Source organism: Anaerobacillus sp. (genome assembly GCF_046314235.1).
In the GTDB taxonomy this organism is placed as follows: Bacteria; Bacillota; Bacilli; order Bacillales; family Anaerobacillaceae; genus Anaerobacillus.
The window spans coordinates 208027-233891 of record NZ_JBKBWN010000008.1 but is presented as its reverse complement, the minus strand read 5'-3'; the positions used below and the strand labels follow the sequence as shown (position 1 = coordinate 233891).

Genomic DNA, 25865 nt, shown 5'->3' with positions numbered 1-25865 from the left:
TTCTTCAAACCCATTAATTAGCTATTTTTGCAACAAAGATTAAGAGGATGACCAATTGGTCATCCTCTTTGACATTTAGTATTCTCCATATCCATATTGTCCTTGAGATGGACCGTATGGATTTGGTCCATATTGTCCTTGTGGCGCACCGTATGGGTTCGATCCATATTGTCCAGGTGCAGAACCGTACGGATTTGATCCATGTTGACCTGGGTGGGGACCGTATGGATTAGCTCCATATTGTCCTTGTGGTGGACCATATGGATTAGCTCCATATTGTCCTTGTGGGCCGTATGGGTTCGGGCCATAATGTCCTTGTGGCAGACCATATGGGTTTTGTTGCCCTGTAAAGGCATTAGCTAACAAACCACCACCAGCAAATCCAGCTAAACCAGCCAAAATTGGTAACATTGCAGAATTCCCCTCACCACCATGGTGGTGAGGGTGATGCGGGTGACGGTAGTGGTGACCATAATTTCTCATAGCTGTATAGTAATTAGGGTACATAATAGATCCTCCTTTAATTTCAATATACATAACATGAAAACATCGGCCGACTTCTTTCACTTCCCTAATATTCAGTTCCTGTATAAGAGGGGAACGATAGAACTCGACCGAAAATTCTTCACAAAAGTGCTTACTTGATTTACTACTAGCCAATTAATTTGCTAAGAAGTTTCTTAGAGTCTCTTTGCTCTAGGTCTTTATCATCATATGTGCATTTGTCCCTTTTTGAGTATGTCCAAAAGGCATTAAAAGAAGGATAAACGCCCGTTTTTGGATATAGCCTCAATGCGGCAAAAACTATGTAGCCACCATCTTCAATTTAAAAGTCGCTGGTTTCCTTTCTCTTCGCTGTAAAACTCTAACGAATTTTAGAGGCTTGTTCAAGGAAATCCAGCGACGTCTAATTGAAAGTTGCTTTAAAGTCTTTATGTATTGGTGATAATAGTATGTTTAGTTACTACTCAAACATTTTTCCCATAGAAAAAGATGTAGAACGACTATAAACAGAATGTTAAAGACTGACGTCTGATTCATTCTAAATAGTTAATTCTACATCTATGTAATATTAAGATTCATTTGGTAACTTACCAGTTTCAATATATATATTGATCGCATCGTTAATTTTGTTTTGTAGCTGTTCAGGCACTTCTGAACTGAATTCCCCTAACGAGATAACGCCTTCTGCAAAATCATAAAACATATTTCCAGTTTCTAGTTGACCGTTTAGAAATTGCTCGACTACTTTTTCATACAGGTAATCTACATGTTGGATTGTACTTGTTAAAACTGTAGATTGTCCTAAATCAGAATGATCACCAACAAAACCAATGACATATAAACCATGTTTTTTTACTTCTTCAACAATTGCTACGTGGTACCCATCACCTGCAGGATAAAATACATCAACCTCTTCTGTAACCATCTCGTTGTATAGTTGTAGAGCCTTTTCAGTATCTACCCAACTAGAAACATATTCAACTTTAACTTCTATATCGCTAGATTGATAGGAAGCACCATCTATAAACCCTGCGACTTCAGGTTGCCAAGAAAAGGCAGCTAATATTCCAACTTTTTTTGTTTCTGACATTTCACTTGCTAACATCCCTGCAAAAAAACCCATTGAGTATCCTTCAAAATGAAGGCTAGTTATATTATCACCTTGTACGTCTGCATTAAAGGTGATAAAGTGAACATGAGGGTAGTTATCTTTTAACTCCATAAAAAAAGGTCCATACATCTGTCCATGACCAAAAATCAAATTTACACCTGCATCGATAAATTCTTCAATTGCCACTTCGGCTTTTTCCCTTGTACTTATTTCTTCTTTATAAAGAACTTCAATATTTAAGTTAGAATGAACTCTTAGTAACCCTTCATAACCTTTACTATTCCACCCTTGATCATCGATATTATGAGGTAAGAGAAGCCCGACTTTCGGTGCTGCGACAGTGTTGGTAATGTTTGAGCAACTTACAATTAAGCTAAATAAGATGACGACCATAAGACTGATGCGAATTACTTTCATAAGTTTTATGCACTCTCCTTTTGAGGTTAGAAATTCAAAGAAAACTTAAGAATTTTTCATGGCTTTTTCTTTTCTTACGTTTCTAGTTCAGAATTAAGTACGATTGAGGTATGCCTAGTTATAAAACGCTTACTTTATATTATATATTAAAACTAACAATTCGTGTTGTTAGTTATTGCTCCCCTTTTAACACTATATTAAATATGATAAAATCAAGCAATGGAAAACTTACATGGTTATAGTTATGATAAAATACAAGAAGGTAGCTAGTCTACTTCTATTATAAATGATTAACTATGAAAAGAAATGACTAATATTGTTATTTTTATAGGAAAGAGGCACATATTTATGAAATTAAGTTATGAACAAGAGGTTCAATCAAGAAAGACCTTTGCTATTATTTCTCACCCTGATGCTGGAAAAACGACGTTGACAGAGAAGTTACTCTATTTTGGTGGTGCAATTCGCGAAGCTGGGACTGTCAAAGGGCGAAAAAATTCTAAGCATGCCTTGAGTGATTGGATGGAGATTGAAAAACAACGTGGAATCTCTGTAACAAGTTCCGTAATGGAGTTTCAATATAAAGATTATCATGTAAATATATTAGATACTCCAGGTCATGAGGATTTTAGTGAGGATACCTATAGGACCTTAACTGCTGCTGACTCTGCAACAATGCTTATTGATGTAGCCAAAGGGGTAGAAGCACAAACGATAAAACTGTTCAAAGTTTGTCGGATGCGTGGTATTCCTATTTTTACATTCATCAATAAGTTAGATCGCCAAGGGAAAGATCCCTTTGAACTAATGGAAGAACTAGAAGAAGTGTTAGGGATTCGTTCATATCCTATGAATTGGCCAATCGGCATGGGCTTAAACTTCAAGGCGGTTTATGATCGCCATAATAAACGCTTAGAACTTTATAATCACAAAAATCCTAGCAAAGTCGATATTATTCAGGTTAACGGACCATTAGATCCACTTGTTGATGAAACCATTAATGACGACGACCTAGTTAAACAATTTCGTGAAGAGATGGAACTTCTAGATGTAGCTGGCGATCAATTTGATGAAGAACTTATTAATAGCGGCCAATTAACACCGGCTTTCTTTGGAAGTGCCATATCCAATTTCGGCGTTCAGACGTTCTTAAACCACTTTTTAGAGATGGCACCTTCACCTGCCCCAAGAAAGAGTAATGAAGCCGTGGTGAACCCGTTAGATAGCAATTTTTCAGGTTTTATATTCAAAATTCAAGCAAACATGAATCCGGCTCATCGTGACCGGATTGCCTTTCTACGAATTACTTCTGGGATATTTAAAAAAGGAATGACTGTAAATCACGTCAGATTAGGAAAACCATTACGTTTAGCACAACCAACACAGTTTTTAGCTCAAAGTAGAAATACTGTTGAAGAGGCTTATGCTGGTGATATTATTGGTTTGTTTGATCCTGGCACGTTCCGTATCGGGGATACACTTGTCGAAAATGGTTCGTTTGAGTTTGATGAGATGCCGCATTTCTCACCAGAACATTTTTGTGCTATAGCTGTTAAAGACGCCTTAAAGCATAAATCTTTTGAAAAAGGAATTCAACAACTAACAGAAGAAGGCGCAATCCAACTTTTCAAGACATACCAAAAAATCGTCGAACAACAAATTGTTGGTGTTGTTGGTGTCCTTCAATTTGAGGTCCTTGAACATCGCTTAAAGTCAGAGTATAAAGTTGATATTCGCCTTGAACGCCTACCTTTTTCTTATGCAAGATGGGTTTCAGGAGATAAAAAGGACATAGAGGCATTCACTCGTACACAACGTAATCTAGTGAAAGACCGAGATGATCGTCTCGTTGTCCTATTCGAAAATGATTACCAAATGAGGACTGCCCAAGATAAATATCCTAAAATTAAATTCTTCGAGAATTCATTCATTAAAGAAAGCTAGGTCAATTGACCTAGCTTTCTTCTCATTGATTTTTTTTACGATATAGTATTTCTGCTCCAAAGCCACCAACAATCGCGAGGATCACATTAACAGCTTCATTTAATTGAAATACATAACTTAACAATAAAAACAACCCGACAGTAACGCTAATAAATAGAGCTACCCCAATTACAATTTGCTTTGCTCCCATTACTTCTCTCCTAAACTACTTTACATAAAGATGCTTATACTTTGTCATATGTTCTTTTTGTGCCTCAATACCCTCTTCTAACGTTGTGATATGGCTAAATCCTAATTGTGTAATTACCTTTTCATTATTGATTGATACTTGTAGCCGTTCGTCTTTAGGAATGATACTGAAATCGTTACAAATAATTGCTTTCCCTCTATGCCACTGATTTATTTTCCCAGTAGCTAGGTTAAATACTTCGTTGCAACATGCTTCTTTCATTCCTGCATTTACTAGTGTATCAAGAATATCATCAATATACAAAACATCTTCTGTAACACGATCACTATCAATTGTTTTTTCTAAACCACTCATTTGCTTCATAATTAATTGACTATAAGTCATGTCACCTCTTTGCCAAGGTCCATAGATTGTTGGTAGACGAAATATGACAAAAGGCACTGATGATTTTATACATTGTGATTGAATTAGTGATTCAGCAGCCATTTTTGTTAGACTATAAGGAGTGATCGGATTTAACGGCGTCTTTTCTGTGATAATACCTGTCCTTTCCCCATATACTTGCGTTGATGAAGTAAAAATAAACTTTGTCTTGTTAGCACAGGCTGAAATCATTTTTCCAGTCACACCAACATTATCCTCAATCGTAGATCGAAGCACCCCCCAATTGCGATCTCTACTCGTCGCTGCGGCTAGGTGATAAACAACATCGATATCCATAAAAATTGTCCTTAAATCAATATCTTCAATCTTTTTATTAATAAAAGTAAACGAAGAATTCCTTCCTATCCATAGGAGTTTTTCCTCATGTAATTCTTTTAAACGATCATCTACCATCCCATCAATTCCAACGACTTCTATCCCTCGTTCTAACAGACGTTGGCACAAGGCAAAGCCAATAAAACCTAGGGCGCCAGTCACAACCACCTTTTTCATATTTAAACTCCCCCATAAGTTTTCATTTGTTATTTATATGTATAAAGATCACTAATTAGTACACGTACAGGCTTCTTAAAGATACTTAGTCAAAAAATATAAACACCCTCTCTCTCAATACTAAGGAAGGTGTTTATAAAAACTTTTGATGTTTTTTTAAGAAATGAATTGTCGGCTTTGCTAACTCTTGAAATGGCTTCGACTTTAGATATATGGAAACTTCGACGTTGCTAGTTACTTTATTGCATAATTGTTCATAAGGTCGGACATGACTTTGTAACGAATAGGGCGTTGCCTGTATACAATGAAAAATTTTTGTAGGTACAGAAATTATTTTATAATTGTTTATGTCCATTGCAATGATTGCTTTTTCGAGTTCTGTTTCCTCTAAATAATATGCCGATTTTAGCTCTTTTAAAATTCGCTTATAAAATAACTTATTATTCTTTTCGTTCTCAAAGTACTCCTTTAAACTGAGGCATGGGTTTATCATTACGACTGAGCGAAATGACGCTTCCATTTCCGGGACCAACTTTGCAGCTACTAATGCCCCCATCCCTTCAGCAATTAAATGCACCTTTTTATTTAAGATTTCCTTTTTCATCACTTCGTCGTAAAGCCTCTGCAACAATCGACAAGCTTCATCGCTGCCCCAATTTCGGCCAAACAAATTGGAATAAACGATCGTATAACCAGCACCTTTTAAGGTTTCGATAAATTTTGCTTGGTCTGGACGTTGATGCCATGAACTACTGTTTGACTGAACATAATGATTAACATCACCAATGATAAAGATAGCAAAACCATTGGGTTTGCTAGGTAAATGAATAACGTTCCATTCTCCTCCAACAATAAAATACCTCTCTTTAATCTTCATAATAATCCCTCACATAGGTTACTTCTTTTATAATGTATGCAAGGACCTTTTTTGATTGTATAGGACATTGCCTATTTTTTTATTCTCTCCACATTTGGATAAAAAAAAGCAAATGCTTTTAGCTAATAAGAGCATTCGCTTTACTTTTTAAACGATATTAGATCAATAAGTTGTTATCTTCCAAATTTACTTTTATATGTCCATTTACGGTTTTGATTGCTCGTTTCAGGAAAAGTGTCTCCAGCCTGTAACTTTACACTTTTCGGATTTTGAACCATGTCCCCTGTTTCACCTATTTCAACATAAATCCCGTTGTTAGGTGCTTTTTGACCGTGGGTAAATTGTCGACTTTGTCCCATTAATATCACTCCCAAAATAAATTCTCTTCTTTTGTTATTATGGTTATCTAAAGGATCTTTATTAAGGGAAATTTCTGCTAACTTAGTAATAGATTCCTATTAATACAACAAATATGATACTGTTTGCAATTTCAATAAGACCAATTTGAATCGGCTTATAACGTTTTGATTTTGGCATAAACCAAGCTTTAAATGCTCCTACAAGAAATGCAACAGCTATCATTGGCAGTCCTAAAAAAAGAAATAACACAAAGGTTCCACCATGAAAAAAATGAGACTTCCATAAAAATTTAATATTTTCTCGCTCACGTATCAATGTTTTTACATGAAAAACACTTGCTGTAAAGAATACAATGTTAATAAACATAAGCATTATTGCCTTTTCATCAACATTACCGCTTCCAATAAAATAAGCAATGATGACTAAAAACGATAATGCGATAATAGCAATTAGGTCATTTACAAATAGACGTTCTTTTTTAAATTTAGCAAACAAAACATTTAATAAAAAAAACGGAATGATAAATAAACCAATAATAATAATTTTAGGTACTAAATATAAAATGGGAATAGTAAATAACGCTCCTATAAAGATATAAACACAAAAAGCTGGTATCACTTCTCTTTTAAGTTTGGGTTTTCGAATAACTGCCAACAACGGCCCTGAAGCAAAGTAAAATCCTAAAACACCAATAAAAAAAATGTAATGTAACCAGGTGATATTAGTAGCTAGCATTCCTAATAAATATGGAACAATCAACATTGCCCATGCTCCATGCTCTCTCGGTACAAACCAATTCATTACGACCCCTCGTTTCTTGATGATTAGAAAAGCAGAGAGCTACAAATTGCTCTAAATTCTGCCGCGTTCTAACATTTATTTTTATTTTTTTCGTAAGTTGCTTTTGACTTCATTTTACTGATAAAAGAACTATAACTAAGTGATTATTATCACTAATTATACCCTTTCACAGAATTGTGATATTTTACACTGTGCCTATAGCGTTTTCTTGATACTATCGATTATATACTAAAGTTAGGGGTTGATACGTTTGTTACAAGTAACTTTTTACTATGAAGGCGAACATTCAATTTTTGAATTATTAAGCGAACTGAAATTTAAATATGATAATGGTACCTATGTATTAAATGCGTCAACCTATACAGCTGTAATTGTCCATGATGCAGCTAATAAAAAATTACTACTAACATTTTCGAAAGAATTATCATTTGATCAATATAAATCCCTCCATAAAGTTATAAAAACAATTGCAGAAAACATTTCCGCTTCAGTCGATGACCATTTGGCGTTAATGGGGTATTTAGGAGATGGCAGTGAAGCATTCATATTTAACGGTTGGAGTCATTGGATGATCTTTTTGGAAGATGCAAAGCACGTATCAATGGAAGGACAAAAAGTTCAAGTTTTTAACAATGATGTTCTTTTAGGTGAAGGTATATTAATGGCTTTCCAAAAAGACAAAACTGTAAAAGAAGACTTCCGTATTATTGAATGTTTACTTATTACAAAAAATGGTGAGAGAACTCTTTTAGGAGATCATTTAAAAATTATCGCTACAGGTGAGTTTTAACAACAGAGCCTAATAGTGAATGTAAAGATATCTTCTAAGTGTCAAAACAAAAAGACATGAATGCGTTCATGTCTTTACACTAGATCGTACAAATCTCTACTGGGCAGTCACCACAATGCAAGTAATCTTTTAAAAATTTGATGTCTTTAATAGTTATAAACCCTTTTTCCATTGTAATGATCTTATCTTTTTTCAAGTCATTAAGCATCCGATTAATACTCTCTCTCGTCGTACCAATATAATTGGCAATGTCTTGATTTGTTAATTGGACGTTAATTAATATTCCATTATCAGACTTTACACCGTAAGAATTACTAAAGCGGATTAGCGTAGAGTAAAAGGCACCAGTTTTTCCACAGAGAATTAAGTCGCGAAACTTTGCTTGGGTAGACTGAGTATGCCTAGCAAACCACTTCATAAAGGCAACCGCAATCTCACCGTTTTCTCTAAATATAGCCTCAAGTGCTGGTCTTTCAAATTTAATTAATGTTGAATCCTCAATGACCTCAGCGGTAACACTAATAGACATCTCATTAAATAAGCCAACTTCACCGACAAGCTCATCTTTTTGCTTTAGATGAACACTAAATTCTTTACCGTCAGCAGTCATTTTACTTAAGCGAACTCTTCCTTCACGAATTAAAAACACATTCTCAGGGAAATCGCCTTCATGAAATAAAAACGTTCCACTCTTTGCAGTTATTTCCAAGCCAATTGATAATAACAATTCTTGGTTTTCTTTTGACAACTCATTAAAGAAACGCTTCATTTCCAGCTCTTTCTTTTCCATTAAGAAAACCTCTTTTCCTATTTTTTTTACTAAAACGTTACATATTGATTACTATAATATTAACACTATCTTAGTGTTATTAAAAGTGTAATATACATAAAAACAATTTAGTAGCTTTTTGTCGAATTTGTGGACAGTATACGTTAAAGATTGTAACATTAAGTGGTCTATAAGTACAATTGAAAGATCAAAAAAACAAGCAAAAGTGACTATCTAAGCCCCTTTTGCTTGTTTTTCTTTCAATTGTTTTTCATGTTGTGCTAAGTCAACACTAGATAATTGGTACTCTTCACTATGTGATCCTTTTGGCTCATCTAAAAACAATAAGCAAAATATGAAACTTGCAAATGCTCCACTAGCTAAAATAAAGAAAAACGTTTGTGGTGTGACTAATGTAAAAATTGTTAAGTAAACTACAGCGCCTACATTACCGTATGCACCTGCCATCCCAGAAATCTGCCCTGTAATTCTTTTTTTTATTAGTGGAATGACAGCAAAGGTCGCACCTTCAGCTCCTTGAATGAACATAGAAGTTAGCACGGTAATCGCTACTGCGAAAATTAATGGCCATTCTGAATTAATTAAACCCATCCCAATAAGCCCTAAGCCAATCCCGAACATGTAAATAAGCATTACTGTTTTTCGACTTGTCATTTTATCTGAAAGCCAACCACCAAAAGGTCTGGCAAATAAATTAACAAAAGCAAATGAAGACGCAATTAAGCCTGCTGCTGTTACAGTCAAACCAAACGTACTTAAAAAGAATAATGGTAGCATCGAAACGATCGCTAATTCTGCACCAAAGTTTGCAAAGTAGGTTGTATTTAAAGCGGCTACATTTTTAAATTTATACTTATCGTCCTCAGGCACTCCCTCTTTTAGGATAGGCAAATTGACTCTTAATATTTGAACAATCTGGAAAACTAATATGAAAATTAACGAAATATAGATAATGATTAATGCTTGCTCCGAAATAAACTGTAAATTCTTTAAACGCCATGAAAGTAAACCTAATGCACCGACTAATGGTACCGTCCAAACTATTAATTGAATCATATCACCGTAGGAACTTACTTCCATTGCCGCTGTTTTTCGTGGTTTTTGATAAACCTTGCCTTCAGGTGTATCACTCACAACGAACCAATAGATAATTCCATAAATAAAGCACGCTAATCCGCTAAAAGCAATCGCATAACGCCAACCATCATCACCACCAAACAACGTTATAGCCAGCCATGGAAGAACAATTGCTGCGGCAGCGGATCCGAAGTTTCCCCAACCTGCATAAAATCCTTCAGCAAAGCCTACACTTTTTGGTGGAAACCATTCTGACACCATACGAATTCCAACTACAAAACTAGCACCGATTGAGCTTAATAATAATCTTGAAATGAACAATTGCATCCATGAATCACCAAAGGCAAACATAAATGTTGGAAAAGCCATAGCGATGAGCAAAATTGAAAATACTCTTCTCGGTCCATATTTATCTAGTAACATCCCAATGACGATACGGGCAGGGATTGTTAAGGCAACGTTAATAATCGCTAAAGCAGACATATGATCTTTGGTTAACCAGCCTACAGACTCAATCATTGTTCCTGCAAGCGGTGCCATATTAAACCAAGCAAAAAAAGAAATAAAAAATGCAATCCATGTTAAATGAAGAGTTTTCGTACGTGGGTTTTTAAAGTGGAATAATTCTTTACTAGACAAAATAACCATCCCCCATCAAAAGGATATTTAATTACGTTATGTAGCTAATCTTCCATCAAGCAAATGATGGAAGATTAGTTCTATTGCATCTTTTTAACTTCTTAACACTTTACTTCTGCATTTCTACGCGAGTAGTAATACCAAGTAACCACTAAACTTACGACATAATAAGCAATAAAGATATAAAGGGCAGTATTTGCCATTCCAGTTGTGTCAATAGACCACCCAAAGATTTTTGGAATTAAGAATGCACCATAAGCTCCGATTGCTGAAGTCCATCCTAAAACAGCTGCTGCTTCCTTTTGGTTACTGAATATGAAAGGAATCATTCTGAATGTTGAACCGTTGGCGATCCCCGTAGTGACGAATAAGATGAGGAACATAATTAGAAATCCTGTAAAATTCCCTTGATTATAGAAATAAAGTACACCTAACGTTGCAAAAATCATCACAATGATATCGATAAATGTAACAATTGCTCCTCCTACTTTATCTGATACCCAACCTCCAAGAGGACGTATAAGTGCACCAACTAGTGGACCTAAAAAGGCAAATTGTAATGCGTTGACATCTGGAAATTCTGTTCTAATAAGTAGCGGAAACGCTGCCGAATAGCCGATAAATGAACCAAAACACATAACATAAAGAAATGTCATAATCCATGTATGTTTATTCTTAAAAATTACTGCTTGCTCTTTAATTGAAGCCTTCGATCCAGGTAAGTTATCCATTCCAAAAATTGCTGCGATTACAGTTAGGATAATTGGAATGATCCAGACAAATGCTGCATTTTGAACCCAAATATGAGATCCATCTGGTAACACCTGCGGATTACCAGCTACTGCTCCGAAAATCCCCATAGTCACCACTAATGGAGCTACAAACTGAACCGTACTTACACCTAGATTTCCAATTCCTGCATTTAAACCAAGTGCTGTCCCTTTTGCTTTTTTCGGATAGAAGAAACTAATATTAGCCATTGACGATGCAAAGTTTCCGCCTCCTAGACCACATAACGCAGCTAAAATCGCCATTGTCATAAATGATGTTTCAGGGTTTTGTACAGCTAAACCAATCCCAATCGCTGGTATTAATAAAGAGGCAGTGCTGATTATTGTCCAGTTTCGACCACCGAAGATTGGTACAACAAAGGTGTAAAATATTCTCAGCGTTGCTCCAGAAAGTCCAGGAAGTGCAGCTAAAGTAAATAATTCAGACTTTGTAAAATTAAAACCAATATCATTTAAACTAGCTGCTGTTACTGACCAAATTTGCCATACAGCAAAAGCTAATAATAAAGCAGGAATTGAAATCGATAAGTTTCGCTTTGCATGCCTTTTCCCTTCCGCTTCCCAAAATTGTTCATTTTCCGGCTCCCATCTTGTGATCCTCGCCATAATAATTCCTCCCAAATTTTTAGTTCTTCCTAACTTATTATGCTTCATTGAAGTTACTTTCATGATAGTTAATGGTCTATCGAATAGATGTGAAAAACCTCACTATTTTGTCATTATTGTGAATTGTTCAATTATGTATATATAAATGTATAATTAAATTAATAATTATACACTTAATGTGACTATATTTAGTAAGTTTGTATTTTTCATGTGTTTTATTCACTTGACTCTCTTTAAGTATTACTTTTTGTATTCGAGCTTTCTCCATTGTAAGTAAGTTAATAACGCTATGAAGGCAGAGACAATACTTATACCGCTATAAATTAAAATACTCTCATACTCTCTTCCATAATAAGCTTGAACTGTCCATTGTAGCATTACAACGTTAACAATAATTGAAACGATTATGATTGACCAACAGGTTTTTTTATCCATGACGGTATTGCCTCCCAACTGCGTAGACAATGCCATTTTCTACTTCAATCTCAATTAGCGGAAGCTCACGTTGTGGCGGACCAGCTTTTGGGTGACCGTTATTAACATCAAAATAGCCAGCATGACAAGGGCATAAAAGAACGTCTTGAGTTTTCTCATAAAATACCGGACACATAAGGTGCGTACAAGCACTATTATAGGCTTTTAAATCACCATTTACAGTATGAATCAAGAGAGCAGCATCATTTTCAGAAGGGTAATTAAATGTTACGGAATGTCCTTCTGGAAGATCCGAAAGCTTTGCAATTTCTACCCTTTCATATTCCTTATCAGCAATTCCAAGCACAGCTTTTACTGAAAATGGAATTGTTGCTACACCTAACGCTACCGATGTCCCCACAGCAGTTTTTAAAAATGCACGACGGTTATATTTTAGATCGTCTTCACGGTTTAAATTGTCAACTAAATTAATCATGTCATCGTCAGTATCTTTTTGATTACGAATTATCTTCTTTTTATCTGTCATAATATACCCTCCATTCGTAAATTTGTTAGAAACACATAGCTCTGCACAAAATCAAATTTCCTAAACTGACCCTCGTACAATTGTCATTAAAAGAAGTATGTGACTTGGCATAATACTTTATGTTTCTTATACTTTTATCCTTTACAAAGAAAGTATTTAAAGTATGAATTAAAGCGAGAGTTTACCCTCGCTTTAATTTAGGATGGGCACTCCTCATCGATTAGTCACTGTATACCCCGAAAAACTCTGGTACGTATTGCCATTTATCTTGTTCTGTAGGTTTCTTACCTTCGATTAAATTCATCTGTGTTCTACGGCGACGTAGTGCCTGCATTTCATCAAAGTCGATAAACCGTATCGCATCACTTGGACAAACTGAAGCACACATTGGCGAAATTCCATGTTGTGTTCTGTCATAACACATGTCACACTTATACATTTTATTCTCTTCGAAATCAAACTTTGGAATCCCAAATGGACATCCAAACGTACAGTTTCTACAGCCAATGCACTTTTCTTCCATCGCTGAAAGAACTACGCCTTCTTCAGTAATTTGGATCGCATTTGCTGGACATACACGGGCACATGCAGGATCCTTACATTGCATACATAGCATTGGGAATGTTTGACGGCTTTCTAGAAAGTCAACATATTCAACATAGTTACGTTCCTTTGCATCGTGACCACCACACTCGCGACAAGCAGCTTGGCATGAACGACACCCAATACAACGTTCAAATTCTAAATACATTATTTTATTCATGGTCGAATTTCCCCTCTCCATTTACGCTCTTTCTATTTTAACGGCACAAACTTTAAATTCAGGCATTCTTGAAGTCGGATCAAGCGCAGGGTTTGTTAACTGATTAACAGATAATTCTTTACCCCAATGATAAGGAACGAACACATGATCATTTCTAATCGCCTTTGTTAAGCGAACATCTAACACCATTGTTGAACGTGGTGTAGATAGCCTTACTTTATCCCCATTCGCTAAATTGTATTGACTAGCAAGCTCTGGATGCATTTCTGCATATGGGAGTGGACATTGCTCCATTAAGAATTTTGTTCTTCTCGTTTGTGTTCCTGAAAGATAATGGAATACTACACGACCAGTCGTTAATATATGTGGATATTTATTCGTCGGAATTTCTGCTGGTTCTTGCCAATCAACAACTGCTAAATTCGCTTTTCCATTTGGAGTATCAAATTTTTCTTTGAACATTGTCGGTGTTCCAGGGTGGTCCTCTGACGGACATGGCCAGAAAACTCCATCTTCTTTATCAATTCGATCATACGTAATTCCGTAATAATCGGCTTTTCCACCTTTTGTCGCTAAGCGAAACTCTTCAAAAATTTGTGGCACATTTTCATAAGGGAAGTACTTCCCTTTATCCATACGCTCAGCAATTGCCTGCATAATTTCCCAGTCTGTTTTAGACTCACCAACCGGATCTTTAACTTTACGAATACGAATAACGCGACCTTCAAGGTTTGTTGTTGTCCCTTCGTCTTCTGCCCATGTTGTCGCTGGAAGGACAACATCTGCAAATTCAGCCGTTTCCGAGAGGAAGAAATCACTTACAACTAAGAAATCTAGCTTTCTAAAGCTGTCCCAAACGTATTCAGTGTTAGGTGCAGATACGGCCGGGTTACTACACATTACATGCATCGCTCTAATATTCCCTTTTTGAATTTCATCAAACATTTCATAAGCAGAAACACCAGCTTTTGGCATTTCTTCAGGTTCAATTCCCCAAACTCCTGCAATATATTTAACATGCTCAGGATCTGCTATCTTTCTGTAACCTGGTAGTGCGTCAGCTTTTTGACCATGTTCACGACCACCTTGGCCATTTCCTTGACCAGTTACAGTTGCGACACCAGATGCAAACTTTCCAATTTGACCTCTGAGTAAGGCCATTGAAGTATAAATGCAGACATTGTCTACTCCTTTAGTTTGTTGTTCAATACCACGACAAAACATCACAACTGAACGTGGCGATTGCCCATAAATTCGAGCAGCTTTTTCAATTTTTTCAACAGCTACGCCTGTGATTTTCGACGTATATTCTGGAGTGAACAGTTTCACTTTTTCTTTCATTTCTTCATAATTATTGCAACGTTCATTAACATAAGCTTCATCTACAAATCCATCACGAACAATAATGTGTAACATCCCATTGGCTAAAGCTGAATCGGTACCAGATTTTAAATCTAAGTGAACGTCAGCAAGTCTAGCAATTTGAGTTTCCCGAGGATCTGCAACGATCATTTTCGCACCTTTGTCTCTAGCTTTCCACAACCACTGAATTGAAGTAGGGTGACATTCCGCTGCATTCCATCCTGAGATAAAGAAACAATCTGTATGCTCTAAATCAGTCCATGGGAATGTAGAACCACGGTCTGTTCCAAGTGTCTTCATGAAACCACCAGCAGCAGAACTCATACAAAATCGGCCGTTATAATCAACAAAACGTGTTCCTAGTGCTACACGAGCATACTTTCCAACTAGATAACACTTTTCATTTGTCATAGACACACCACCATAAACTGATAAAGCATCTTTCCCATACTTACTTTGTAAATCTTTAAAGTTCTTTTCAATTAGATCAAGCGCTTCTTCCCATGTTGCTTTGACAAACTGACCATTTTTCTTAATTAGTGGTGTTTTAATTCTTTCCTCATGATCAACCGTTTGATAAGCTGTAACACCTTTTGGACACATTTTGCCTAACGTCACTGGCCAATCGTAGCGAGGCTCTACTCCAACAACCTTACCTGTTTTTTCGTTTAATCTTATATGCATCCCACACTGCATCCCGCAATAACAGCAATGAGTGGTAATTAATTTTTCACCTTCATGGTGGAGATTTTTTACGCCTTCTTTAGCTAAAAATTGTGTCATTTACTTTTCCTCCCTTGTTGACTCGTTATAAAACTCATCGGATCTTTTTCTACCAAAACCAGGAATATGAATACCGTTATTAGTCTGAACTGGACCGTATGGGTTTCCTTTTACAGAACCTAGATTTAATTGACTCATTACCCGAATTCTACGACGACAACTAGTGCAGTAATCTGCTAGATATGTGCCATCTTCAAGTTTTAAATCAAACTGCTGTGCATGTAATATTGATTTCACGTCTGAAATTTGATCGTCACTACTATATTTCGTACCACACTTTTTACAAGATCTAGTATCAACCATAGGTTCCTCCTGATAATTCATTGGTACTGCCGTTGCTAACGGACGAATTGGGAGATGAAATAACTTACCAAATGGGAAATAGATTAAAAATAGAACGACAGTAATCTGGTGGATTAATGATAATTGCGGATGGATGAAACCACCTAAAAATTTATATGAAACTGTTAAGAACAAACCAGATACCGTTACGGCTAAAAGGATATAAAGTGGTAATAAATCAAATTCTGCTCGCTCAGTAACCTTTAAATCATGATTATGAATTCTTCTTACAAGGGCCATAATGATACCAACTAATAGCATTAATGCTGTGATGTTTAGGCCGTTATAAATCATTTCTGCAAGAAAGCCATTCGCTTGCATTTTTATCGTTGGTAGATTAAATACCATTATTTGATAAGTTGTTGCATCAATTAACTTAAAGTGCATCCAACCAAATGTTAAAGCAAATGTTATTGCGAAGGAACCGATACAGCCCCAAGCGATTAACCAATGCTGTACACCACGGTATATACCGCGTTTAAAGATAAATTTTTGTAAAATAATATTGTCAACAAGTGTTTTCAGGATTGCTAAGACATTTCGTTTTGTGCGTTTCTTTGTTAAAAAGTTTTTGATACTTCTTTTAACCATCTGACTAGTCGCTGGGCGAATTAACCATGATGCCATTCTAACCGTAATACCAATCGCAAATATAAAAGAGGCGACCATATATCCTGCAAGCATTAAATCAACCTTGGCGAATTGACCTGTGCCTATCCACATAGTTAGGAATAAAAATGCTGTAACAAGAAATGCATACATACTAGTTTTTGAATAGAAAGATCTTTCGAAATCTTTTATTAATGAATTTTTAGTTTCCATTGTTTCAATATTAGTACGATAATTTTTTTCAAGATTGTTCATTTGTATATCACTCCTTTAGAGGTAATTGCACGTTTGTCAACTATAGGCCTTGTAGCTGTGAGATGTGCTCACTGTTTTTTCTTACTCTTATTGTAGAAGAGTAAATACCCTGCAACTGTATAAATTATCACACTGCCCCTGTGAATTTTCTCACAGAAATATCTTTTATCACATTTACATAGTGTAAAAACAGTTAACGATCGTTGGTATATCAACAACACTTTATCACACTAAAGAGCTTTCCGTTCACAAAATAGTCATATATTCTCTAGTAGTTGGTATTTGTATTCTCATCACACATGAAAGTTGTTTAATGTCATTTTCTCTTCGCTGTAAAACTCTAACGAATTTTAAAGTTTCGTTCAAGGAATTCCAGCGACATATAGTTAATACTGAAAAACCAGTTTTCATCCAAAAAAGGTTAGCTAATAATTAAATTAGCCAACCTTTTTGGTGAAGTTATTGTAAAACTTTTGGAATATATGCGCAGTAAGGATCACTTTCTAAATAATCTCCAGTTAGCGCATAAGCTCTTGCACGTGATCCACCACAAATCTCTTTAAACTCACAAACACCACACTTACCTTTAATCAACGTTTTATCTCTTAATTCTTTTAAAACGGGGCTTTGTCGATAAATTTCAGGTAGAGGTGTTTCGCGAACGTTGCCACATTTGACTGGTAAAAATCCGCTAGGATAAACGTCACCAATGTGACTAATAAAGATGAAGCCGTCGCCATCATTGACGCCTTTCGGTGCTCGTCCTAGCGTATCAAGGCGTTTGTTTCCTTGTTCATTTCCAAGCTTCAAACGTTTTTTCTCTTGGAGCACAACACGACGATAGTGTGGTGCTTCTGTTGCTTTGACGCCATAAGGCATTTCTTGTTGAATTGTAAATAACCATTTCATAACTTCTTCATGTTCATCTGCAGTGATCATATCTTTTTCCATACCTCTACCTGTTGGAATTAAGAAAAATAAACTCCAAAGAACCGCATTCATTCCTTTTACCTTTTCTGCCATAGCAGGTAGATCCCCTAAATTATATCGAGAAACTGTTGTATTGATTTGAATCGGTATATCTAGTTCCTTTAAATAATCAATACCCTTCATTGTTAAATCGTAGGACCCTTTTGTCCCGCGAAAATGGTCATGAATTTCTGCTGTTGACCCATCTAAGCTAAACGCCCATCTAGAGAGACCAACTTCTTTTGCTTGATCAATCGCTTTTTTTGTTACTTTCGGTGTAGCACTCGGAGTCATTGACACCGGTAACTTCTTTTCTTCAATCGCATACTTAGCCAATTCATAAAGGTCAGGTCTCATTAGGGGATCCCCGCCTGTAAAAACGAATAACGGGTTATCCATCATCGCGATTTCATCTATTAATTTCTTGCCTTCCTCAAAAGAAAGCTGTCTTGGATCTGCTTTATATTGTGCCTCTGCTCGACAATGCAAACATTTTAATGCACATGCTCTTGTTACTTCCCAAATAACAATGAACGGATTTTCATCATAATTTTTTGGTTTCATTGATAAGAAAGATAAGTCCATTTAAATTCCTCCGCTCCATTAAGGTGTGAGTATTTTCTTCTTAGTTTTATCATAAGGCAGTATAGAAATAACCACAGTGAGATAAATCACAGGTAAGTGAATTCCTTAACCAATAAACCATACAATAGACACAAAAGGCTCACTCAAGAACTCGACCGATAGACATGCCCCTGCCATCTCCGTTTTGACAATCGCTGGCTTCTAAGGAGATCCAGCGACATTTAGTTAATACTCAAAACAGTTTTCATAAAAAAAGGCGAGGAATCCCTATATAGAACTACCCACCTTTACCGTATATCTTTTTATACTTTACAAGCTTTTTGATCTGCCATCAAATGAAAAAATTTATCCCATGTTTCATTGACAAGGCTTTCTATTTGTTCTTTCGTAGCATTATCAATGTGAATACCACCTAAAATTACCGTTTTTTCTTGAAATGTATTGCACCAAACTTTAGCTAAATCTGCAAATAAATCTTCTTCTTTATGGTGTTCAAACCCGTAACTAACAATTTCAACCCCACTTTGCTCATAGGATGCAATAACTACTGCACCTATATGTGGTGCTGTTCCTCCTGAAACGACTATAACATTATCAGTACCGACACGGTTTAACTCACAACTGATCATAATTTGCTCCCCCTATATCAGTAGATTTGATCCTATCTTATCAAATCCCAAAAGGAAATAATGTGAAACAAATCACACTTACTTTTCATTAGGCCGTCACCAATCATTATTTAAAGATATTGACACAAATCTCTTGAAATGTGGCAAAAAATTAACCATTAGAAAAACTAAAAAAATCTCATTACCCTGATGCGTTTTTTATGATATTGTAAAGAATAATGGAATTTTTACTAAATAGACACAGCTTCCTACTATTTAGTATACTGAATTATTAAGATCAAAAAAGTGATGATTGATACAATTTTAAAAAAAGGGGCTGGAATTATGTCTAGTACCAATTTTATTGATAACATCCCATTTTTTTCTGGTTTGCCAGTTGAACAGAAATCTCAAATTTCAGAAATAATTCAGACAAAAAAAATGACAAAAGGCGAAGTGCTTTTTCACGAATATGATGCTGCAGAATCGATCTTTTTTATCAATCAAGGGAAAGTCCGTATTAGTAAAAGTACTCCGGATGGAAAGGAAATTGCCTTAAGTATTCGTCAGAGTGGTGATATGTTTGCTGAAGTTGCATTATTTTCTAAAGAAGGTAGTACTTATCCAGCAACAGCAATCTGCATTGAAGGAGGATATGTCTCTTATATTAAAAACGCAGAGCTTGAAACATTCTTACTTAATCACCCTCAACTCGCTATATCAATGTTTCGGTTTGTATCCGAGAGACTTCGTATTTCTCAAGCAACTTTAAGAGATGTAGCCCTTTATGGAAAATTTGGTGCCTTAGCTGCAACTTTAGTACGTCTAGCAGAAGAATATGGTGAAACAGATGGGGACGGTATTACGATAAAATTAAAGCTTACCCACGAGGACTTAGGGAGTTTTTTTGGAGCAACAAGAGAGAGTGTAACACGCCTTATGAATCAATTAAAACAACTAAAAATCGTTACCAAAAAGGAAGGTTATTTAGTTATTCATAATATGGAATTATTAAATGAATATATAAACTAAAAGAAACTTAGGCGAGCGCCTTAGTTTCTTTTTATTGGTCGTCGCTGGATGTCGGTTTTCTGCAAAAAAAAATAACGAACGAGTTCGTTATTTTTATGTTCAATAGATTGGGGGTCAAATGAACATTAAAGAATTATTTCATGCATTTACTCATTATTAACGTTGTTATTTGGGAACATTTGGTTTGACTAAATCAAACTTTCTATCTCTACTTATTTGCTTTGTTATGAGAGGTTTTAAACAGAAAACTAATTCACTTAATATTTTGGGCGAATATTAACTAAATTGTCTTTCGTTCTTTGTTTAAAAAAACCATCACTTGTTTAAATTTATAGTAATAATTTTGAGAGTGTTATTCTGTGACAATCGTCACATTTCGACATATATTCATGTGACTTTTTTGTGAATAAATGTTCAATTCCCCATCAAAGCTACTAGGATTGCTTTTTGAACATGAAGACGATTTTCAGCCTGATCAAAGATGAATGAGTTTTTCCCATCAATTACTTCAGCGGAAACTTCTTCTCCACGGTGAGCTGGTAAGCAATGGAGGAACATGTAATCTCCCTTAGCATATGTCATCAGATCTTTATTTACTTGAAACTGACTAAAATCTTCAAGTCTCTTAGCCGTTTCCTCTTCGTAACCCATACTCGTCCAGACATCTGTATAAATGACATCTGCATTGCGAACGGCTTCAATAGGATCATTTGTTAGAGTAAATTTCGCTCCTGTTTCTTTACAAATCGTTTCAATTTCATTTACAATCCATTGTTTCGGTTCGTATCCCTTTGGTGTAGCAATCGCAACATCTATACCAACTTTCGCACAAGCTATTAATAATGAGTGGGCAACATTGTTCCCATCGCCAATGTATACAGCCTTTACCCCTTGAAAAGTTCCTTTCACTTCAAATATCGTCATAATATCAGCCATTGCTTGACAAGGATGAAAATCGTCTGTTAAAGCATTAATAACAGGAACTGTTGAGAAGCTTGCTAACTCCTCGATGATTTCGTGCCCATGTGTTCGAATCATTATTCCGTCTACATACCTAGAAAGAACTTGGGCGGTATCCGAAATAGGCTCTCCTCTACCTAATTGAGAATCTTTTGAACTTAGAAATAACGCAGCTCCCCCCAATTGTGTCATTCCTACTTCAAAGGAAACCCTAGTTCTTGTCGAAGATTTTTCAAAAATCATTGCGAGAGTCTTTCCAGCTAGAAATTGGTGTGGAACACCTTCCTTTTGATACTTCTTTAATAATAATGAAAATTCTAACAGTTCCTTAATTTCATCTGAAGAATAATCAAGTAGCGTAAGAAAATGTTTACCTTTGTGCTTTTTAAGATTAATTCCTGACTCTAGTATTGACATAACAGTCAAGAGCTTCACATCCTTTCTCAATTTGTTTTTATTAAACTACCTTTATGATTTTCGTAAGCTGCTAACCATTGATTTATGGACTTTACAGAGAAACTTTCGCTTAATAAACAACTAACCATATAAGAGAATGTTGAAAGTTCCGTAACAACTGGTAACCGACTTTTTAAGGCATCTTTTCTTCTTTGTTTAGAGACTCGGTCATTCATATCAACACAAAGGTAACAAACACTGTCAACACCCTCTAACCATTGTTCAAATGACATATCCTCGTCACTAACTACATCATACTGCAGCCTCTTTAGTTCCCCTTTTACGGAATGAAAATCTGCTCTCTGACTTAACGCGATGTCACAATATATACTTCCTTTCTTCTTGAAAAGCTCTGGAATATCTCTCTCACCCCAAATGAAAGCTTTTCGAAAAGCGGCTTCGACTGTTTCACTGATTGCAATTAATTCTCCAGTTGACTTCATTTCTGCTTCTAGCTTTGGATCTAGATCTGGAAGCTTCGTATGTGAAAATATCGGTGCTTTCACAGTAAAATACGGTGGCTCAACTTGATAACCTAGATTATCGACAAGACTTGCCAGTTTTTCGTTCATTAGAAGCTTAATAGTAAGGGCGATCATGTTCATTCCAGTCACTTTACTCAAGATCGGCACCGTTCTTGATGCCCTCGGGTTAACTTCTAAAACATAAATACAATCATTATAAATGACAAACTGAATATTAAAGACACCTTTAAATTTGATACCTCTAGCGATCCGCTTTGTATAATCAATGATTGTTTGTTTATGAACTTGTGTAATATTTATTGGCGGTATAACAGAGAAACTATCTCCGGAATGAACTCCTGCTCGTTCAATATGCTGAAACATTCCTGGAACAACAATATCCTCTCCATCAGTTAAAGCATCTACTTCTACCTCTATTCCAGGATAGAACGCATCTAATAAAATCGGAAAAGATGTAACATTTAATTCACCATTTAGAAAATCCTTCATCTCTTCACGAGTTTCAAAAGTCATCATCCCTTGGCCACCTATGACGTATGAAGGACGAATTAATACTGGAAAACCTATTTTCTCAGCCTTGTTTAATAAGTCAACCTCATCATAAGCAGTTACGCCTGGGATATGAGGAACATTAACTTCCTTCATAAAATGATAAAAACGATCTCGATCCTCTAGTTTATCGATCGTGTCATGGTTTGTTCCTATAAGTGGGACACCCGCATCCTCTAAGTTTTTCACTAAAGATATTGCTGTTTGACCACCGAGCTGAACAATTACCCCCTCGGCTTTTTCAAGTTCAATAATATTCAATACATCTTCTGTCGTTATCGGCTCAAAATAAAGTCGATCTGCTATTTCATAATCTGTACTGACTGTTTCAGGGTTATTATTAATCAAAATCGCCTCATAATTTTGCTCCTTTAGAGCTAAAACTCCATGGACTGAACAATAGTCGAATTCAATACCTTGACCAATTCGAATTGGGCCTGAGCCGATAATGATTATTTTCTTTTTAGTTGATTCGATATCAACATCCTGTTCACCAGACCAACTCGAATAATAGTAAGATGTCTTTGCAACGAATTCACCTGCGCAAGTATCAACCATTTTATATGAAGGGTGAATATTAAATTCATCACGTTTCTTTCGTAAATCGTTTAAAGAAACAGACCAAATATTCGCTAACCATTCATCAGAAAAACCATTTTCTTTCAAACGTTGAAGTAGTTCTTTTGTTACAGTAGAATACGAAAGCTGTTTTGCATGTTGTTCCTGCTCAATTAAAAACTGCCAACTATCCAAGTAGAAATAATTAATTTTTGTAGAAAGGTATATTTCTTCTACTGTTACCCCACGCCGTAATAATTCTAAAATCGCAAAAAAACGAAGATCATCTGCTTCCTTTACACTACACCACAACTTTTCTTGAGTGAGTTTTTTTACAGATGCCATTTCTAAACCAGAAACACCTTTGATATCTAAAGAACGAACTGCTTTTTGAAACGCCGATTCTATGTTTCTTTCAATTGCCATTACCTCGCCAGTTGCTTTCATTTGCGTTCCTAACTTCCGATTTGCATGAGGAAATTTATCAAAAGGCCACCGTGGGAATTTCACTACACAATAATCTAAAGCCGGCTCAAAACTTGCGTACGTATGTCCAGTTACAGGATTTAATAATTCATGCAAGCAATAACCTAAGCTTAACTTTGCTGCAATCCGCGCAATTGGATACCCAGTTGCCTTTGAAGCTAGAGCACTCGATCTACTAACACGCGGATTTACTTCAATTAAATAATATTGTTTACTATTAGGGTCAAGAGCAAATTGAATATTACAGCCTCCAACAATCCCTAATGCGCGAATGATCTTAACAGATACAGATCGCAGCATCTGATATTCAACATCTGTTAATGTTTGAGAAGGAGCTACTACGATGGAATCTCCCGTATGAATACCTACTGGATCAATGTTCTCCATGTTACAAACGGTAATGCATGTATCATTGCCATCTCTCATTACCTCATATTCTATTTCCTTAAAACCGGCAATACTCTTTTCAATTAAACACTGTCGGATTGGACTAGCATTAAGTCCACCTTTTACAATTTTTTTAAGTGAAGCTTCATCGTCAACAATTCCACCACCTGCTCCACCTAACGTATAGGCGGGGCGGACGATGATCGGAAAGCCAACTTGATTTGCAAACTCTAATGCTGCATCAATTGTTTCGACAATTTCACTATCCGGAACTGGTTCTTCAAGGAGGTGCATGAGGGCACGGAATTCCTCACGATCCTCTCCTTTCATAATTGACTCGATTGGAGTTCCTAAAAGAGGAACATTATACTTTTCTAAAATACCTTCATTATGGAGAGATAAGGCTAAATTCAAGCCTGTTTGACCTCCTAGAGTTGCTAATATACCATCAGGCTTTTCTTTTTGAATGATCTTTTCAACACTTTCTACCGTTAATGGTTCAAAATAGACGACATCAGCACATGCGTTGTCAGTCATAACAGTTGCAGGATTATTATTGATGAGAATTACTTTGCAACCCTCCTCTTTTAGGGCAAGACAAGCTTGTGTCCCTGCGTAATCAAACTCAGCTGCTTGCCCAATGACAATGGGACCAGAGCCAATGACTAGTATCTTGTTAATGTCTTGACATTTAGGCATACACTTTTTCTCTCCTCTTGCTACTCATGTCCGTTAGAAAATGTAAAAATATTTCTTCTGAATCAGCTGGACCTGGATGAGCCTCAGGATGAAATTGTACAGAAGTAATTGGGTATAAATTGTGTGACATTCCTTCGATTGATCTGTCATTTATATTTACGTAACGTGGAGTAAAACCCGTTTTTGTTAAGCTCTCGTTTGTTACAACGTAGCTATGGTTTTGTGATGTTATATAGATTTTCTTTGTAATTGTATCTTGCACTGGTTGATTTGCACCACGATGCCCAAATCGTAGTTTTTTTGTATCACCACCAAAGGCAAGAGCTAATAGCTGATGTCCTAAACATATTCCCATCGTTGGATACGTCATTGCTAATCGTTTAATTTGTTCAGTTAAATGAAGAAGTCTTTTTGGATTTCCAGGCCCATTTGATAAAAGGATCCCATCTGGTTTAAGTCCATTAATTGTTTTCTCATCAGTATTAAACGGAACCACCGTTACTTTACACCCTAAATTCAATAACGATGTTAAAATAGATTTTTTGTAACCAAAATCAATCATAACAACGTGATAGTCACCTTTTCCAAATGTCTCAATCTTAGGTGTTGATACTTCTTCAACAAGATTCCTTGTTCCGATTAATTGTTTTTCACTAAAATCAATCGTCTCCAGGTTTGTCGTGATAATTGCACCCATGTCACCCAATTGGCGTATTCGCTTCACGACTGCTCTAGTATCTACGCCAACTAGGATCGGAATTTGATTTTTATTTGCATATTCCTCTAAAGATTCAGTTGCCTCGTAATGGTAGCCATGTTTCCTACAACTATGCATAATTAATGCAGACGCTTGTGTCTTTTCACTTTCTTGATCTTTTCGATTTATCCCGTAGTTCCCAATTAACGGATACGTAAAAACCACCATTTGTCCTCTAAACGAAGGATCAGTTATAACTTCTTCATAGCCAGTCATGCCTGTAAAAAACACAACTTCACCATAGACTTCCTTTTCACTACCTATTAATTCTCCTTCAAAAACTTCCCCTGATGATAATACTAAATATCCCTTCAATTCCGTACCTCCTCTAACCAAAACGAATAATAATTTTATTTTATGAATTTTTATACATAGGTTTTCAAAAAAAATTATTTAAACGTGACAGACACCAATGAAGGTTCACTT

The 25865-nt window shown here is 35.9% G+C and carries 23 protein-coding genes; 3 read left to right on the top strand and 20 right to left on the bottom strand.

Translation table 11 applies throughout. The features are described 5' to 3' along the window. Nucleotides 1-75: 75 nt before the first annotated feature. Together ACK4M9_RS13505 and ACK4M9_RS13500 are read right to left on the bottom strand one after the other, a co-directional pair. Nucleotides 76-507, bottom strand: a complete 432-nt coding sequence (locus ACK4M9_RS13505; RefSeq protein ID WP_409851428.1) for a hypothetical protein — start codon at nucleotides 505-507, stop codon at nucleotides 76-78. Between the two features lie 565 nt (nucleotides 508-1072). Next, on the bottom strand, nucleotides 1073-2032 hold the full coding sequence (locus ACK4M9_RS13500) for a BMP family ABC transporter substrate-binding protein (RefSeq protein ID WP_409851426.1): 960 nt from the start codon (nucleotides 2030-2032) through the stop codon (nucleotides 1073-1075). 348 nt (nucleotides 2033-2380) lie between these two features. Between ACK4M9_RS13500 and ACK4M9_RS13495 the strand changes: the two genes are divergently transcribed. Continuing rightward, on the top strand, nucleotides 2381-3976 hold the full coding sequence (locus ACK4M9_RS13495; RefSeq protein WP_409851423.1) for a peptide chain release factor 3: 1596 nt from the start codon (nucleotides 2381-2383) through the stop codon (nucleotides 3974-3976). Between the two features lie 22 nt (nucleotides 3977-3998). Here ACK4M9_RS13495 and ACK4M9_RS13490 read toward each other — a convergent pair whose 3' ends face one another. From ACK4M9_RS13490 to ACK4M9_RS13470, 5 genes are all read right to left on the bottom strand, one after another. Beyond that, a complete protein-coding gene (locus ACK4M9_RS13490) occupies nucleotides 3999-4166 on the bottom strand; it encodes a hypothetical protein (protein ID WP_409851420.1) in 168 nt (55 codons plus the stop codon). Between the two features lie 15 nt (nucleotides 4167-4181). Continuing rightward, complete coding sequence (locus tag ACK4M9_RS13485) at nucleotides 4182-5102, bottom strand: NAD-dependent epimerase/dehydratase family protein (RefSeq protein ID WP_409851418.1); 921 nt, start codon at nucleotides 5100-5102, stop codon at nucleotides 4182-4184. Between the two features lie 133 nt (nucleotides 5103-5235). Continuing rightward, nucleotides 5236-5979 (bottom strand): alpha/beta hydrolase, encoded by a 744-nt coding sequence (locus ACK4M9_RS13480; RefSeq protein WP_409851415.1) that lies wholly within the window; start codon nucleotides 5977-5979, stop codon nucleotides 5236-5238. 173 nt (nucleotides 5980-6152) lie between these two features. Further along, the gene (locus tag ACK4M9_RS13475; RefSeq protein ID WP_409851412.1) at nucleotides 6153-6338 is read right to left on the bottom strand and encodes a YjzC family protein; all 186 of its coding nucleotides are present in this window, start codon (nucleotides 6336-6338) and stop codon (nucleotides 6153-6155) included. Between the two features lie 82 nt (nucleotides 6339-6420). Then, complete coding sequence (locus ACK4M9_RS13470) at nucleotides 6421-7140, bottom strand: YwiC-like family protein (RefSeq protein ID WP_409851409.1); 720 nt, start codon at nucleotides 7138-7140, stop codon at nucleotides 6421-6423. A gap of 250 nt (nucleotides 7141-7390) precedes the next feature. Here ACK4M9_RS13470 and ACK4M9_RS13465 point away from each other — a divergent pair, with 250 nt between their 5' ends. Further along, complete coding sequence (locus ACK4M9_RS13465; RefSeq protein ID WP_409851407.1) at nucleotides 7391-7930, top strand: hypothetical protein; 540 nt, start codon at nucleotides 7391-7393, stop codon at nucleotides 7928-7930. Nucleotides 7931-8009: 79 nt separating this feature from the next. Here ACK4M9_RS13465 and ACK4M9_RS13460 read toward each other — a convergent pair whose 3' ends face one another. The 10 genes from ACK4M9_RS13460 to lpdD form a co-directional block, all read right to left on the bottom strand. Further along, complete coding sequence (locus tag ACK4M9_RS13460; protein ID WP_409851404.1) at nucleotides 8010-8720, bottom strand: Crp/Fnr family transcriptional regulator; 711 nt, start codon at nucleotides 8718-8720, stop codon at nucleotides 8010-8012. A 213-nt stretch (nucleotides 8721-8933) separates the two neighbouring features. Continuing rightward, complete coding sequence (locus ACK4M9_RS13455; RefSeq protein WP_409851402.1) at nucleotides 8934-10436, bottom strand: MFS transporter; 1503 nt, start codon at nucleotides 10434-10436, stop codon at nucleotides 8934-8936. Nucleotides 10437-10537: 101 nt separating this feature from the next. Next, nucleotides 10538-11833: a NarK family nitrate/nitrite MFS transporter gene (locus ACK4M9_RS13450; RefSeq protein ID WP_409851400.1), complete on the bottom strand. Its 1296-nt coding sequence runs from the start codon at nucleotides 11831-11833 to the stop codon at nucleotides 10538-10540. A gap of 240 nt (nucleotides 11834-12073) precedes the next feature. Next, the gene (locus tag ACK4M9_RS13445; RefSeq protein WP_409851398.1) at nucleotides 12074-12268 is read right to left on the bottom strand and encodes a hypothetical protein; all 195 of its coding nucleotides are present in this window, start codon (nucleotides 12266-12268) and stop codon (nucleotides 12074-12076) included. After that, nucleotides 12261-12794 carry a Rieske 2Fe-2S domain-containing protein gene (locus ACK4M9_RS13440; protein ID WP_409851395.1) on the bottom strand — a complete coding sequence of 178 codons (534 nt, stop codon included), beginning with the start codon at nucleotides 12792-12794 and terminating at the stop codon, nucleotides 12261-12263. Before ACK4M9_RS13440 ends, ACK4M9_RS13445 begins: the two co-directional genes overlap by 8 nt. A gap of 220 nt (nucleotides 12795-13014) precedes the next feature. Further along, nucleotides 13015-13557 (bottom strand): 4Fe-4S dicluster domain-containing protein, encoded by a 543-nt coding sequence (locus ACK4M9_RS13435; protein WP_409851393.1) that lies wholly within the window; start codon nucleotides 13555-13557, stop codon nucleotides 13015-13017. A 21-nt stretch (nucleotides 13558-13578) separates the two neighbouring features. Then, on the bottom strand, nucleotides 13579-15702 hold the full coding sequence (gene fdhF / locus ACK4M9_RS13430; protein WP_409851390.1) for a formate dehydrogenase subunit alpha: 2124 nt from the start codon (nucleotides 15700-15702) through the stop codon (nucleotides 13579-13581). Continuing rightward, complete coding sequence (locus tag ACK4M9_RS13425) at nucleotides 15703-16908, bottom strand: MFS transporter (protein WP_409851387.1); 1206 nt, start codon at nucleotides 16906-16908, stop codon at nucleotides 15703-15705. A 459-nt stretch (nucleotides 16909-17367) separates the two neighbouring features. Beyond that, nucleotides 17368-18462 (bottom strand): TIGR04053 family radical SAM/SPASM domain-containing protein, encoded by a 1095-nt coding sequence (locus tag ACK4M9_RS13420; RefSeq protein ID WP_409851385.1) that lies wholly within the window; start codon nucleotides 18460-18462, stop codon nucleotides 17368-17370. Nucleotides 18463-18764: 302 nt separating this feature from the next. Next, a complete protein-coding gene (lpdD, locus tag ACK4M9_RS13415; RefSeq protein ID WP_409851382.1) occupies nucleotides 18765-19091 on the bottom strand; it encodes a prenylated flavin chaperone LpdD in 327 nt (108 codons plus the stop codon). Between the two features lie 324 nt (nucleotides 19092-19415). On the opposite strand from lpdD, the gene ACK4M9_RS13410 reads away from it, so the two are divergent. Beyond that, complete coding sequence (locus ACK4M9_RS13410) at nucleotides 19416-20102, top strand: Crp/Fnr family transcriptional regulator (protein ID WP_409851379.1); 687 nt, start codon at nucleotides 19416-19418, stop codon at nucleotides 20100-20102. Nucleotides 20103-20516: 414 nt separating this feature from the next. Here the strand turns inward: ACK4M9_RS13410 and argF are convergent, their stop codons facing one another. The 3 genes from argF to ACK4M9_RS13395 are packed head-to-tail and all read right to left on the bottom strand — an operon-like array spanning nucleotide 20517 to nucleotide 25754. Next, nucleotides 20517-21479, bottom strand: a complete 963-nt coding sequence (gene argF / locus ACK4M9_RS13405; protein ID WP_409851470.1) for an ornithine carbamoyltransferase — start codon at nucleotides 21477-21479, stop codon at nucleotides 20517-20519. Nucleotides 21480-21505: 26 nt separating this feature from the next. Further along, nucleotides 21506-24682 carry a carbamoyl-phosphate synthase (glutamine-hydrolyzing) large subunit gene (carB, locus tag ACK4M9_RS13400; protein WP_409851377.1) on the bottom strand — a complete coding sequence of 1059 codons (3177 nt, stop codon included), beginning with the start codon at nucleotides 24680-24682 and terminating at the stop codon, nucleotides 21506-21508. Continuing rightward, the gene (locus ACK4M9_RS13395; RefSeq protein ID WP_409851374.1) at nucleotides 24675-25754 is read right to left on the bottom strand and encodes a carbamoyl phosphate synthase small subunit; all 1080 of its coding nucleotides are present in this window, start codon (nucleotides 25752-25754) and stop codon (nucleotides 24675-24677) included. The genes carB and ACK4M9_RS13395 overlap by 8 nt, the downstream gene beginning before the upstream one ends. Nucleotides 25755-25865: the final 111 nt, after the last annotated feature.